Source organism: Alkalicaulis satelles (genome assembly GCF_008630495.1).
Lineage (GTDB): Bacteria > Pseudomonadota > Alphaproteobacteria > Caulobacterales > Maricaulaceae > Oceanicaulis > Oceanicaulis satelles.
Map to the genome: position 1 here is coordinate 769847 of NZ_VWOJ01000001.1, position 12993 is coordinate 782839.

The window sequence follows — 12993 nt, forward strand, 5'->3', positions numbered from 1 at the left end:
CACGCCGGAACCTTCATGTCTCTGTCTAGCAAGCCCCGGCGGGCGCAGCAAATGGGCGCAGCGGCGCCAGGCGGGCGCCCGCTTGGCCAGCGCGTGCAATCCTGATCGGTGAAGCGCCTGATGCTCAGGCCAGTGCGCGCGCCGCATCCTCTTCGCGACCCAGCGCATCCAGCACCGTGGCCGTGATATGGCGGGCGTTGAGACGCGCAGCGTCATACATGGCGTGAGGGCTGTCGTGGTCGATGAACACGTCGGGCAGGGTCATGGTGCGAATCTTCAGGCCGCGGTCGAGCACGCCCTTCTCGGCAAGGAGATGCAGCACAAACGCGCCGAATCCGCCTTGTGCGCCTTCCTCGATGGTCACCAGCACCTCGTGCTCACGCGCCAGGCGCAAGATCAGATCTTCATCCAGCGGCTTGGCGAAGCGGGCGTCGGCCACAGTGGCTGACAGGCCATGGGCGCTGAGCGTCTCGGCGGCTTTGAGCGTTTCAGTCAGCCGCGTGCCCAGCGACAGGATCGCCACCCCTGACCCCTCGCGCACGATGCGGCCCTTGCCGATCTCCAGCGGTTCCAGCACGGCGGGAATGTCCACGCCCGTACCTTCCCCGCGCGGATAGCGGAAGGCGCTCGGCCGATCGTCGATTTCAGCGGCGGTGGCCACCATGCGCGCCAGTTCGGCCTCGTCGGCGGCCGCCATCACGACCATGCCCGGAAGGCTTCCCATGAAACCGATATCGAACGAGCCCGCATGGGTCTGGCCGTCGGCGCCCACCAGGCCCGCCCGGTCAATGGCGAAGCGCACCGGCAGGGACTGGATGGCCACGTCATGGACCACCTGGTCATAGCCGCGCTGCAGGAAGGTGGAATAAAGCGCGGCGAAGGGCTTGAGCCCCTCGGCCGCCAGGCCCGCCGCAAAGGTCACGGCGTGCTGCTCGGCGATGCCCACGTCAAACGCCCGGTCCGGGAAGCGCGCGGCGAACTTGTCCACGCCTGTGCCCGCGGGCATGGCCGCGGTGATGGCGCATATGCGCTCGTCCTTTTCACCCATTTGGATGAGGGCCTTGGCGAACACCGAGGTGTAGCCCGGCGGCCCGGCCTTCGCCTTCTGCTGCTCGCCGGTGACCACATTGAAGCGCGAGACGCCATGATAGCGGTCGTCAGACAACTCGGCCGGGGCGTAGCCCTTGCCCTTCTGGGTGACGGCGTGGATCAGCACCGGCCCTTCGTCCGCATCGCGCACATTGCGCAAAACGGCGGTGAGCTGCTCGAGGTCATGGCCGTCGATCGGGCCGATATAGCGAAAGCCCAACTCCTCAAACAGCGTGCCGCCCATGGCCATGCCGCGCAGATATTCCTCGGCCTTGCGCGCCTGGGTCTCGACCCCGAGGGTCTTGGCGATGTGCTTGCCGAACTTGCGCAGGTCCCGATAGCCCTTGGAGGAGACCTGACGCGCGAAATAATGGCTCATCGCCCCTACCGGCGGCGCGATGGACATGTCGTTGTCATTGATGATGACAATCATGTTCTTCTTCAGCGCCCCGGCATTGTTCATGGCCTCATAAGCCATGCCCGCCGACATGGAGCCGTCGCCGATCACCGCAATGACCTTGCGCTCGTGCTCGCCCTTCAGGTCGCGCGCCACGGCGAAACCCAGCGCCGCCGAGATGGAGGTGGCGGCGTGCGCGGCCCCGAACGGATCGTACTGGCTCTCCGAACGCTTGGTGAAGCCCGACAGCCCCCCGCCCTGGCGCAGGGTGCGGATACGGTCGCGGCGGCCGGTGAGGATTTTGTGCGGATAGCACTGGTGGCCCACATCCCAGACCAGAATGTCATCGGGCGTGTCGAACACATGGTGCAGGGCGATGGTCAGCTCGACCACGCCGAGCCCGGCGCCCAGATGCCCGCCGGTGACCGAGACCGTGTCGATGGTTTCGGCGCGCAATTCCTCAGCCAGGGCGTTCAGGAAAGACAGGTCGCGATTCTTCAGATCGCCGGGAACACGGATCTGGTCGAGATGGGGGGTGTCGGGCATTCGGGCTCCTGGGGCCGGGCCGTCCGGCAAGGGGTCGTCAGGACTGGCGGTCCAGGACGTAGTCTACGGTTTGTATCAGCAATTTTGCATCTTCGCCATAATTGACGAGATGCTCCTTGGCCTGGGCGGCGAGATGACGCGCGCGATCACGCGCGCCGTCCACTCCCAGAATGGTTACAAAGGTGGCCTTGCCCTGTCCGGCGTCCTTGCGCGTGCGCTTTCCGGTCAGGGTCTCATCGCCCTCCACATCCAGCAGGTCATCGACGATCTGGTAGCACAGGCCCAGATCATGGGCGAACCCCTCCAGCGCGGTGCGCGTCTCCTTGTCCGCACGCGCCAGCACCGCGCCCGCCTCGGCGCAGAACGCGATGAGCGCGCCGGTCTTCATGCGCTGGCAGCGCGTGATCACGCCGATCTCGCGCTCCTCTCCTGCTTCGATGGCCATGTCGATCATCTGGCCGCCAGCCATGCCGCGCGCACCGGCCGCCTGAGCCAGCCGCGAGACCAGCTCGCAGCGCAAGGCCGCATCGGGATGCGTTTCGGGGTCGGCCAGGATGGCGAAGGCCTGGGTCTGCAGCGCATCCCCGGCCAGGATCGCGGTCGCCTCGTCATAGGCCTTGTGAACCGTGGGCCGCCCGCGGCGCAGATCATCATTGTCCATGGACGGCAGATCGTCATGAACCAGCGAGTAGGCGTGCACGCACTCCACCGCGCAGGCGGCGCGCAAAAGGGCGCGCTCGTCAGCGCCCACCAGGCGCCCGCACTCGATCAGCAGAAAGGGCCGCATGCGCTTGCCCGGCCCCAGCGCGGCGTAACGCATGGCCGATATCAGGCGCTTTTCCGGCCCGTCCGCACGCGGCAGCAGGGCGTCCAGAGCCACCGTGATCCGGTCGGCGGCCTCGCTCAGAGCCGTGGAGTATTCGGACAGCGCGCGCCCCTTCATGACAGACGCGCTCCTAATGGCGCAGGCCCGTCCACCCCGATCAGGCGTACATGGCCCTGCTCATCATGCACGCCCAGCACAAGCACCTGCGAGCGCACCGGCCCGATCTGGCGGGGCGGGAAGTTGACCACCGCCAGCACCCGGCGTCCGGGCAGATCCTCGCGCGCATAATGTTCTGTGATCTGGGCCGAGCTGGTCTTCACTCCGACGCCCGGACCGAAATCGATGGTCAGCTTCCAGGCGGGCTTGCGCGCTTCGGGAAAGGGATCGGCCGTAAGAATCTCACCCAGCCGGATATCAGCGCGGAAAAAATCGTCCGGCGTGATCTCGGGCAGAGCTGGGGCGTCAGGGTCCATGTCAGTCCAGTTCGGCGGGCTCGGCGGACGCCTTGCCGTCCGCGCCGATGACAATCTTGTCGACTTTCAGCTGGGCGTCTTTCAGGCGCGCCTCGCAATGGGCCTTGAGGGCCGCGCCACGCTGATAGAGCGCGATGGATTTCTCCAGCTCCACCTCGCCGCTTTCAAGCTTGTGGACAATATCCTCCAGCTCGGCCAGCGCGGCTTCAAAACTCAGCTTGGCGATATCGGCGGGCGCGCTCATCTGTCAGGGCTCCGTAGCGTCAGCGCATCCAGAGAAGACGGAACCGGGCGCGCAATCAACCTTTCATTCCTGCGGCTGCTCAGCCCGGCATCGCCTCAGCGACGCTCATAACGCCGCCAGGACCAGTAATCGTCGCGGCCGTCGATCACGCAGCGCCAGCCCTGGGCGCGCAAAGCCGGGCGCAGCATGCGGTTGAACCAGCCATGGGCGTACAGGGCCACCGGGCCGGCGTCAGCCGCCTGCACCAGCTTGGCCGCAGCCTGGCGGGCGCGCAGCTCGGCCTGGGGACGCGTCTCACGCCCGCGGGCCGCGCCCAGCCACCAGGTGCAGCGCGCAAACACGCCCCATGTGCGCGCCGGGAACCGGCCCGGCCAGCGCGGCGGCGGCAGCGGCGCTTCAACAAACACCGGGTCGATGATCAGTTCACGCCCGCCTACGCAGGCGCGCGCCGTCTCGATGGCGCGCGGCAGGGTGGAGGCGAACACCGTGCGCGCCTGACCGGCCTGCTCCACCAGGCCGGCGGGCGGAACCTGCCCTGGCTTAAGTCCCGCTTCGTCATAGGCCGCCCACCAGCGCTCATAGCCGCGCCAGTCCACCATCTCATAACGGTTCGCGTCCGGCTCGCCATGGCGCGCAATGATGATCTGGCCTGGCGTGGCGCTGGATGAGGTCATGACGGCTCGTTCACGCTGGATGATGGCGGAGGGCGGCGCGAGAATCACGCCGCCTGAAGGGCGCGCAGGAAGGCTCCGGCGGAGCGCTCCAGCGCGGGGCAGTCGTATCCGCCCTCAAGCACGCATACAAGCCGGGAATCGGCATGGCTGCGCGCCACACGTGCCAGCGCCGACGCCGCCCAGGCGAAATCATCCTGGTCCAGGTCCAGCCCGGCCAGCGGATCATCTCGATGCGCGTCAAACCCGGCGGATATGAACACAAATTCCGGCGCAAACGCCTCAAGGCGCGGCAGGATGGCGGTCTCCACCGCCTGCCGCCAGGCCGGACCGGACGCGCCCGCCGCCATGGGCGCATTGATGATATTGCCATGACGCCCGGTTTCATGCGCCGCCCCAGTGCCCGGATAGATCCAGCCCTGATGGATGGACGCGAACAGGCAGGCGGGTTGATTCTGGGCCCAGGCTTGCGTGCCATTGCCGTGATGGACGTCGACATCAACCACCGCCACACGGCTGACCCCATGGACGTCCAGCGCATGGGCGGCAGCGATGGCCACCGTGTTGAACAGACAAAAGCCCATGGCCCGGTCCGGCTCGGCATGGTGGCCGGGCGGGCGGGCGGCGACGAACACCGCTTCGGCTTCCCCGGCCATCACGGCGTCCACGCCGTCCAGGGCTGCGCCCGCCGCCTCAAGTGCGGCTTTCAGCGAGCCCGGGCTCATCCAGGTGTCCGCATCCAGCGCCGTCTCGCCCGCCTCCGGCGCAGTGGCGACAATCCGGTCAATCAGCTCAGGCGCATGCACACGCTCCAGCGCCGCACGGCTGGCGGGTTTGAAGTGCGTGCGCGGCGTCAGCCCCGCCTGCTCAATAGCGCGCAGCACGGCCTGCAGCCGCCCGGCATGTTCGGGATGCCCCTGCGGCGGATGATGATCCAGACTGGCGGCGGGAGAGTGGACGAGCGTTTTCATGCCCGTTGCCTAGCCCCGCCGCCCGCGTGTTGGCAACTATTCCGCGGCGAGCAGCCCCGCCCCGTTGGCCCGCTTATAGCTGCTGACCATGGAGGGCAGCATCACGAAGCCGGGCTCGAACTCGGCGTAATTGCAGGTGATCTCTTCTCCCGCGGCGATGTCCCGGATGGCGTAGCCATAAACCGCATCGGCGAAATTGGTGTTGGGATCGCTCGAGTGGTTCATGTGGCGGCCATTGTCCGCATCCAGCACCAGAAGCGCGGAATCAGACGGGTGGGGATAGGTATAGCGGTCGATGAAACGGCGGATGGACTCAGGCATGGCCGCCAGATCGGATGGCGAGATGAGCCGGTCAAAGCCCGGTTCAAAGCGATAGATCGGCTGACCGGCGCGCACGAATTCGGCGGCGAAAACGCCCACCCCTTCGATCGCGCTCGGGCCGACATAGGTGTCGATGAGCAACATGGTTCAGAACGCCTGAAGGCGCCCCGCGTCGACGGGGGCCGGCAGAGTGGCGGACGCGATTCGAACGCCGTCCGCAGAGTGCGACGCTCCGCCGCCTATGATGCGCGAAATACGAAAAAAGCAAGCGGCGTTTTTGGGGCAGGGCGGTCATGACTTGAAAAACCCGGCGCCGGTGCGGGCCTTGACCGCCGAAATCGGTCTGTGCTGATGCGTCCGCGACACGCGCCAAAGGCATTTCTCGTGTGTTGACACAACGCCCCGCCTGGCAATCCACTCAAGCTCAGCGCCGTTGAAGGCCGGGATGAAGGAGCGCGGGATGTGGAATGGAAACGCGTTCAGCGGAACCAAGATCGCGCTGATCTGCGGCTCGATGCTGGTCTGTTACCAGCGCGATCAGAAGCAGGGGATACCGTTCCCCGGCCTGTGGGATCTGCCAGGGGGAGGCCGCGAGGATCAGGAAAGCCCTGTCGAGTGCGTGATCCGGGAAGTGGAGGAAGAATTTGGACTGCAGATCGCAGCCGGCCGCATACAAACGCTGACACGCTATGAAAGTCTCACGCCTGCGGGACTGGACACCTATTTCTGCGCGGCCAGGGTCACCGAAGATGAAATCCGGAGCATCAGGTTCGGAAGCGAGGGGCAACGCTGGACCCTCATGACAATTGACGCATTTCTGGAGCGCCCGGACGCCGTTCCGCACCTTCAGGCCCGGCTTTCAGAGCTCATGTCCCGGCCATGAGAGTCACCGGGCCGCGCGGGCCGCGCCGGGGCTAATGCCCCAGCTGGATGTCCATGATCTCCACGCCCGGCGGGGCGGGCGGATCTTCGGGGACGAAGAAGTCCGGCAGGAGAGGCTGTCCGGGCTCCACCGCATACTGGTCGAGATCGGTGACGCCCTCGCTCACCAGGAAGCTGTCATCGATGAGGAAATGGCCGGTGAACTCGGCGGCCGGCTTCAGCAGCACGCGATAGGCGGTCTCGGCGAGGATCTCCGGCTTGCGGCAGTGCTTGAACGCGTCCTCGCCCGCCAGCACATTGGCGATCGCCGCCGTGGCCACCGCCGTGCGCGGCCAGATGGCGTTGGCGGCGATGCGGCCCTTGAACTCGCCCGCCCATCCCAGAATGCACAGGCTCATGCCGTATTTGGAGCTGGTATAGGCCACATGGGGCGCAAACCAGTGCGTGCGCATGTCCAGCGGCGGGGACAGGGCGAGGATGTGGGGATTGTCCGCCTTCTCCAGCCAGGGCAGGCATTTTTGGGTCACCAGATAGGTGCCGCGCGCATTGACCTGATGCATCAGGTCCCAGCGCTTGACCGGCGTGTCCTTCGTGGGCATCGGGAAAATGGCCGAGGCGTTGTTGATCACGATATCAATGCCGCCAAACGTCTTGGCGGTCAGGGCCACGGCGGCCTCCACGCTCGCCTCCTCGCGGATATCACACTGCACGGCCAGCGCCTGTCCGCCAGCGGCTTCAATCGCAGCGGCGGCGGTGTGGATCGTGCCTTCCAGCTTGGGGTGCGGCTCGGCGGTCTTGGCGGCGATGGCGATATTGGCCCCGTCGCGCGCACAGCGCTCGGCTATGGCCAGGCCAATGCCCCGGCTGGCGCCTGTGATGAAAATCGTCTTGCCCTTGAGCGACATGCCCGGCCCTCCCGCTTGCAACAGGCGGGCAGGTTAAGACGGGATCAGAGCCCGCGCCAGACCCGCCAGGGCGGGCAGTGCAAGTCTTCTTCCTCGCGGCAGGAGGCGAAAGTGAACAGGACGGTGAAGGCCCGGCCCACCACATGGTCGGTGTGCACATAGCCCAGCCCGCCCGGCTCACGGCTGTCAGCCGAGGCGTCACGGTTGTCGCCCATCAGGAAGAGGTGGTTCGTAGGCACCTGAAACGGGCCGATATTATCCATGGGATGGGAGTCGGAACGCTCATAGATGAGGTGCCCGCCAGCGCCAGGCAATTGCTCGGTATAGACCGAGGCCTGGACCAGCATGCCGGACCGGTCGCGATAGCGCACCTGGCCTTCAGGCTCGCGGTGCACCACTTCCCCGTTGAGAATCAGGCGCCCGCCGCGCAGCTCCACCGTATCGCCGGGCAGGCCGATGACCCGCTTGATGATATTGATCCGCTGCCCCGGATCGCGCACCACGATCACCTCGCCGCGTCCGGGCGTGCCGCCAAAAACCCGCCCGCTCCAGCTGTCCGGCAAGGCGTAGCCGATGCCCAGCGGCATGGAGTGGCGCGAATAGCCATAGGAAAATTTGGACACCAGCACCCGGTCGCCCACCTGCAGGGCGGGCTGCATGCTTTCAGACGGGATGTGAAAGGCGGCGAAACCGAATGTCACCAGCACCAGCCACACGCCCGCCACACCGGCCAGGAAGCGCGCCGTCTCGCCAAACTCGCTGACCGCCTTGCGCGCCAGGGTGAAGACCTGATCCATCATGACAGCCTCACCGCCGTGCCATAGGCGAGGATTTCGGCATTGCCCTCCATCACCGAAGAGGTGGAGAAGCGAAAGGTGACCACCGCGTCTGCGCCCATTTCTTCGGCATGGGCCACCAGCCGGCCTAACGCCTGCTCGCGCGCCTCGGCCAGAAGCTTGGTGTACTCGGTGACTTCCCCGCCCACCAGATTGCGCAGGCCGGCGATGAAATCGCGCCCGAAAAAGCGGGCGCGCACGACCGAACCCCGGGCGATGCCCAGCACCTCGGCCACATCGCGCCCGGGCACTATATCGGCCATGGTCACGATCACGGGCGCGCGCGCGCCAGGATGGCCTGCGGTATTGTTCATGCCTATAACCCCTGAAACGCGCCTGATTCAACGCAAGCGCATATTACCGTCTCGTTCTTACCAGTCTGGTCGGCAATTCCAAATGAAACACTGCTAAGGAAAGCCGCTCGCCAGATGATCAGCAGCTGCGGACCCGCGCTTGCGCACCAGCCCGGATGTGACCGACACTGGCCCAGACAAGACCCGAGGAGCCGCCCGCCATGACCGACACCACGCCAGCCGCCCGGCCCGACCCCACCGGAGATCGCTTGCTGGCGCTGGTCAATTACGTGCTGTTGCTGCTGGCCCTGTCCAACGGGATCACCGCGCTGATCGCCCTGGTGATCGCCTTCATCCGCCGCGACACGGCGCCGGACTGGCTGCGAAACCACTATGATTTCCAGATCCGCACCGTCATTTACGGCCTGATCATCGCCATTGTGGGCTTCGCCACGCTCTGGCTGCTCGGGCTTGGCGTCCTGATCTGGCTATTGGGCGCCATCTGGCTGGTGGTGCGTGCTGTAGTCGGGCTGATGCGCCTCGTGGACGGACGCACCCACCCTGATCCGGGCGCGTACTGGATCTAGTCTTCCAGACCGGCCGCCCAGGCGATTCCGCCGCGCACATGCTCCAGGAAGAGCGGCTCGGTGAAGCTTTCGCGGGTATGGCCCAGGGCGGTATAGAACACGCGCCCGCCCTCAAACTCATGCGCCCAGGCCATGGGGACGTCCCCGCCCTCCTCCCCGATGGACGCCGCGTCCAGCGTCATCAGGAGGCGCACGCTCCCGTCGAAATCAGAAAACCAGTACCATTCATCAGTCCGGGTGAAGGCCTCCGGCAACTCCCGCGTTGCCGGGTGATCTGAATCCACCACGCTCAGATCGCCATCGGGCGTGCCTGGCGGGTGCATCTCGAACGCCGCACCGATCATCTGGCGGTACCAAGGCCAGTGATAATGCGCATCCGCTGCGGCATGGATCGCAGCCACCCCGCCTCCGGCGCGCACAAAGGCCTGCAACGCCGTCCGGCCCTCATCGGTAAGCCATTCGCTCTCCGGCGTATCGCCCGTGGTGGAGCTGAGCAGCACCAGCACGTCGGTGCGATCGAGCGCCCCCTGGTCGAAGACCGCCGGGTCTTCGCTCGCCTCGAAGGACCAGCCCTGTTGCGACGCCATCAGCTCAAGCGCCTCCACGCCCGCCTCTATGGAGTCATGGCGCCAGCCCGTGGTGTGGGAGAAGACCAGCACGCGCGCGCCGGGCTCTTCCCTGACCGGCTCGGGCTGGGCGCAGGCTGATGTTAGCGCTATCAGCGCCAGCCCTGAAATGAACCTTGCTATCATTCTGAACATGGCGGACCTCCTGTCTGAACCTAGCAGAGCAGGCCCGGCGCGGGGCCGCAAGGCTCAGCGGATAAAATCGCTCAAGCACTCTCCAGCATGGTCAGGCCGGGTTCAAACAGCACCGCGGCGCCGGTCTGAATATCGCCCAGAAGGCCAGGCGCGCTGGACAACACCGTATCGGCGTAGACGCGGGTCATGGCGATCCGCGCGCGGGCATAGGACAGATCGCCCTCTTTTTCCTTCAGCTTGCGCTGGGCGGCCACGGCGCCGACGCATAACAGCCAGCCCCCCGTCACATCACCGGCCAGCTTCAGGAAGGGCGTGGCGCCCGCCAGCCGGTCGGCCTCGTCAGCCTCCAGCATCCATTTGGACGCCGCCTCCAGCGCGTCGCAGGCCGGGCCCAACTGGGCGGCGAGCGCGGGCAGTTCGGGATTGGAGCTGGTCTCGCAATCCTCCACCGTCTGGCGGATATCCTCGATCAGCTCGGCCATGGCCTTGCCGCCGTCGCGCACCAGCTTGCGGCCTACCAGATCGATGGCCTGGATGCCGTTGGTGCCTTCATAGATCGGGGTGATGCGCGCATCGCGGTAATGCTGGGCGGCGCCGGTTTCCTCGATAAAGCCCATGCCGCCATGGATCTGCACGCCCATGGACGTGATTTCCACGCCCACATCGGTGGACCAGGCCTTGGCGATGGGGATGAGAAGATCCTCACGCCGTTTCGACCAGGCCGCCTCTTCGGAATCATCATGATGCTCGGCGAAATCGGCCTCCACCGCTGCGTGGAAGCAGATGGCGCGCGCCGCCTCGATCTTGCCCTTCATCAGCGCCAGCGTGCGGCGCACATCGGGGTGGTCGATAATGGCGTGCGGCCCCTCGCCTTCGCCAAACAGGGCGCGGCCCTGACGGCGCTCCAGCGCAAAGGCATAGGCCTGCTGATAGGCGCGCTCGGCGATGCCCACGCCCTGGACGCCTACATTCAGGCGCGCCGAGTTCATCATGATGAACATGGCCGCCATGCCCTTGAATTCCTCGCCCACCAGCCAGCCCCTGGCCCCTGCGAACTCCATGGTGCAGGTGGGCGAGCCGTGAATGCCCATCTTGTGCTCAAGCCCGATGGCCTTGACGCTATTGCGTTCACCGGGCGCGCCGGCCTCATCGGGGATGAATTTCGGCACCAGGAACAGCGAGATTCCCCGAGTGCCCGGCGCGCCGTCGGGCGTGCGCGCCAGCACCAGGTGGATGATATTGTCCGTGCAGTCGTGCTCGCCCCAGGTGATGTAGATTTTCTGGCCGGTGATCGCCCAGGAGCCATCGCCATTGGGCTCGGCCTTGGTGCGCAACGCCCCCACATCCGACCCTGCTTGGGGCTCGGTCAGGTTCATGGTCGCAGACCACTCGCCGGAGATGATCTTCGGCAGGTAGAGCGAGCGCTGCTCCGGCGAGCCCACTGCGATCAGGGCCTCGATGGCGCCGAAGGACAGCATGGGGCCGAGGCCGAAGGCCATGTTGGCGCTTTGCAGCATCTCCATCAGCGCGCAGCCCAGCGCGCGCGGCAGGCCCATGCCGCCATGATCGGCGCTGAACTGAAGCCCCTGCCAGCCGCCCTCGACGAATTTGGCGTACGCCTCCCTGAACCCGTCCGGCGTGGTCACCTGGCCGTCTTTCAGCGTGCAGCCCTGCTGGTCGCCGGTCCAGTTGATGGGGGCGAGCACGTCATTGGCCAGGCGCGCGGCCTCATCCAGAATCGCGCCGGTCAGATCGCTCGACAGCTCGGGAAACGCGCCTGTGGGCTTGAGCCCGTCCAGGGCGGCGATTTCCTCAAGGCAGAAGCGGATGTCACGGACAGGAGCGCGATAGGTCATGGGCAGGCCTCGATCATCAGGATGTGAGCCGCAACATACCGCTTTCACACGCCAGCGCGAGAGGGTGCGTGAACTGGACGCGGGGGCGCAGCGCATTACCCTCAATACGGCCTGAACGGGAGTTTCATCATGCGCGCCCTCCTCGCCCTGGCCTGCCTCATGCTCACCGCCTGCGTCTCGGCGCCCGGCACGGATCCTGTGCGCCTGCCAGCGGGTGAATGGGAGCTGGACCGGGAACACGCCTCCGCCACCTGGCGCGTGCGCCATCTGGGCCTGTCCTGGTACACGGCGCGCTTTGACGAACTGGATGCGCGCCTGATCTTCGATCCGGCGAACCCGGAAGCCTCAGAGCTGACCGCAATAATCGAGGCCGCTTCGGTCTCCACCGGTGACACGGACTTTGACGAGACCCTGCGCGGCGGCGCCTGGCTGGATGCTGACCGCCATCCGCAAATCAGCTTCCGCTCCACCCGCATCGAGGTCACGGGCGAGACTACGGGGCGCATCCATGGCGAGCTCACCCTGAAAGGCGTGACACGCCCGGCCGCGCTGGAGACCGAATTCTATGGCGGGCTGTTCAGCCTGCTGGCGCGGCGCAGGGCCATCGGCTTCGGGGCCGATCTGGTGATCAATCGCAACGATTTTAATGTCGGGCGCCTGCCGCCGGGCTTTATCGGCGATGAAGTTCGGGTACGAATAGAAGCCGAGTTCCTGCGCACTGCACCGGAGTGAGCCCATGTCCGCCTCGCCCAAGACCTATACGACCGTCGCCGTCGCCTTTCACTGGCTCATCGCCATCTTGCTGGTGGGGATGGTGTTCTTCGGCTGGTGGATGGAGGATTTGCGCGCCAACATCTCTGGCCCGCAGGACTTCGCGGCGGTGCAGGCGGCTTATAACTGGCACAAGACCGTGGGCATCACGATCCTGCTGCTCTCTCTGGGCCGGCTCGCCTGGCGGTTCACCCATCCGGTCCCGCCCCTGCCCGCGCACATGAAGCCGTGGGAGAAGGGGCTGGCGCGTTTCACCCATGTGGCGTTCTACGCGGTGATGATCGGCGCGCCCATCGGCGGCTGGGTGACGGCGTCGGCGACCAATTTTCCCAGCCGGCTGTTCAATATCGAGGGCTTTGACCTGCCCCGCCTGCCCGTGCCCCAGACCGAAGAGTTCTATGAGCTGGCCGGCTCCATGCACAGCGCCGGCGCCTGGCTGATCCTGACACTGCTGGCGCTGCATGCCGGCGCGGCGCTCAAGCACCATCTGATCGACCGCGACGGCGTGCTCCAGCGCATGATCCCGGGCCTGAATGTTCCGCCCCAGGCGCCCAAAGAGTAAAG

16 protein-coding genes are annotated in these 12993 nt (G+C 66.1%); 4 read left to right on the plus strand and 12 right to left on the minus strand.

Going from position 1 to position 12993, the window contains the following annotated elements:
- Window positions 1–124: 124 nt before the first annotated feature.
- The 7 genes from dxs to F1654_RS03735 all read right to left on the minus strand — a co-directional run bounded on the left by dxs (window position 125) and on the right by F1654_RS03735 (window position 5682).
- The gene (dxs, locus tag F1654_RS03705; protein WP_150022134.1) at window positions 125–2032 is read right to left on the minus strand and encodes a 1-deoxy-D-xylulose-5-phosphate synthase; all 1908 of its coding nucleotides are present in this window, start codon (window positions 2030–2032) and stop codon (window positions 125–127) included.
- A gap of 37 nt (window positions 2033–2069) precedes the next feature.
- On the minus strand, window positions 2070–2975 hold the full coding sequence (locus tag F1654_RS03710; protein ID WP_233205102.1) for a polyprenyl synthetase family protein: 906 nt from the start codon (window positions 2973–2975) through the stop codon (window positions 2070–2072).
- On the minus strand, window positions 2972–3331 hold the full coding sequence (locus F1654_RS03715; protein ID WP_150022135.1) for a tRNA-binding protein: 360 nt from the start codon (window positions 3329–3331) through the stop codon (window positions 2972–2974). The genes F1654_RS03710 and F1654_RS03715 overlap by 4 nt, the downstream gene beginning before the upstream one ends.
- A 1-nt stretch (window position 3332) precedes the next feature.
- Window positions 3333–3575: an exodeoxyribonuclease VII small subunit gene (locus F1654_RS03720; protein ID WP_150022136.1), complete on the minus strand. Its 243-nt coding sequence runs from the start codon at window positions 3573–3575 to the stop codon at window positions 3333–3335.
- A gap of 95 nt (window positions 3576–3670) precedes the next feature.
- Window positions 3671–4249 (minus strand): histidine phosphatase family protein, encoded by a 579-nt coding sequence (locus F1654_RS03725; protein WP_150022137.1) that lies wholly within the window; start codon window positions 4247–4249, stop codon window positions 3671–3673.
- Window positions 4250–4293: 44 nt separating this feature from the next.
- Window positions 4294–5217, minus strand: a complete 924-nt coding sequence (locus F1654_RS03730) for a histone deacetylase family protein (RefSeq protein WP_150022138.1) — start codon at window positions 5215–5217, stop codon at window positions 4294–4296.
- A 36-nt stretch (window positions 5218–5253) separates the two neighbouring features.
- Window positions 5254–5682 carry an SET domain-containing protein gene (locus tag F1654_RS03735; protein WP_150022139.1) on the minus strand — a complete coding sequence of 143 codons (429 nt, stop codon included), beginning with the start codon at window positions 5680–5682 and terminating at the stop codon, window positions 5254–5256.
- 301 nt (window positions 5683–5983) lie between these two features.
- Between F1654_RS03735 and F1654_RS03740 the strand changes: the two genes are divergently transcribed.
- Window positions 5984–6421, plus strand: a complete 438-nt coding sequence (locus tag F1654_RS03740) for an NUDIX hydrolase (protein WP_233205103.1) — start codon at window positions 5984–5986, stop codon at window positions 6419–6421.
- A gap of 31 nt (window positions 6422–6452) precedes the next feature.
- Here the strand turns inward: F1654_RS03740 and F1654_RS03745 are convergent, their stop codons facing one another.
- From F1654_RS03745 to F1654_RS03755, 3 genes are read right to left on the minus strand one after another with little or no spacing between them, the layout of a single operon-like run.
- Window positions 6453–7325 (minus strand): SDR family oxidoreductase, encoded by an 873-nt coding sequence (locus tag F1654_RS03745; protein WP_150022140.1) that lies wholly within the window; start codon window positions 7323–7325, stop codon window positions 6453–6455.
- Window positions 7326–7369: 44 nt separating this feature from the next.
- Window positions 7370–8125, minus strand: coding sequence for a signal peptidase I (gene lepB / locus F1654_RS03750; protein WP_150022141.1), 756 nt, complete (start codon window positions 8123–8125; stop codon window positions 7370–7372).
- Window positions 8122–8475 (minus strand): YbjQ family protein, encoded by a 354-nt coding sequence (locus tag F1654_RS03755; protein WP_150022142.1) that lies wholly within the window; start codon window positions 8473–8475, stop codon window positions 8122–8124. The genes lepB and F1654_RS03755 overlap by 4 nt, the downstream gene beginning before the upstream one ends.
- A gap of 200 nt (window positions 8476–8675) precedes the next feature.
- Here F1654_RS03755 and F1654_RS03760 point away from each other — a divergent pair, with 200 nt between their 5' ends.
- On the plus strand, window positions 8676–9041 hold the full coding sequence (locus F1654_RS03760) for a DUF4870 family protein (RefSeq protein WP_150022143.1): 366 nt from the start codon (window positions 8676–8678) through the stop codon (window positions 9039–9041).
- On the opposite strand, the gene F1654_RS03765 is transcribed toward F1654_RS03760, so the two are convergent.
- Both F1654_RS03765 and F1654_RS03770 read right to left on the minus strand, forming a co-directional pair.
- Window positions 9038–9802 (minus strand): ThuA domain-containing protein, encoded by a 765-nt coding sequence (locus tag F1654_RS03765; RefSeq protein ID WP_150022144.1) that lies wholly within the window; start codon window positions 9800–9802, stop codon window positions 9038–9040. The genes F1654_RS03760 and F1654_RS03765 overlap by 4 nt on opposite strands.
- A gap of 71 nt (window positions 9803–9873) precedes the next feature.
- Window positions 9874–11658 carry an acyl-CoA dehydrogenase gene (locus tag F1654_RS03770; RefSeq protein WP_150022145.1) on the minus strand — a complete coding sequence of 595 codons (1785 nt, stop codon included), beginning with the start codon at window positions 11656–11658 and terminating at the stop codon, window positions 9874–9876.
- A 129-nt stretch (window positions 11659–11787) separates the two neighbouring features.
- Between F1654_RS03770 and F1654_RS03775 the strand changes: the two genes are divergently transcribed.
- Together F1654_RS03775 and F1654_RS03780 are read left to right on the plus strand one after the other, a co-directional pair.
- The gene (locus tag F1654_RS03775) at window positions 11788–12390 is read left to right on the plus strand and encodes a YceI family protein (protein WP_150022146.1); all 603 of its coding nucleotides are present in this window, start codon (window positions 11788–11790) and stop codon (window positions 12388–12390) included.
- Between the two features lie 4 nt (window positions 12391–12394).
- Window positions 12395–12991, plus strand: a complete 597-nt coding sequence (locus F1654_RS03780) for a cytochrome b (protein WP_150022147.1) — start codon at window positions 12395–12397, stop codon at window positions 12989–12991.
- The last annotated feature ends 2 nt before the right edge of the window (window positions 12992–12993 follow it).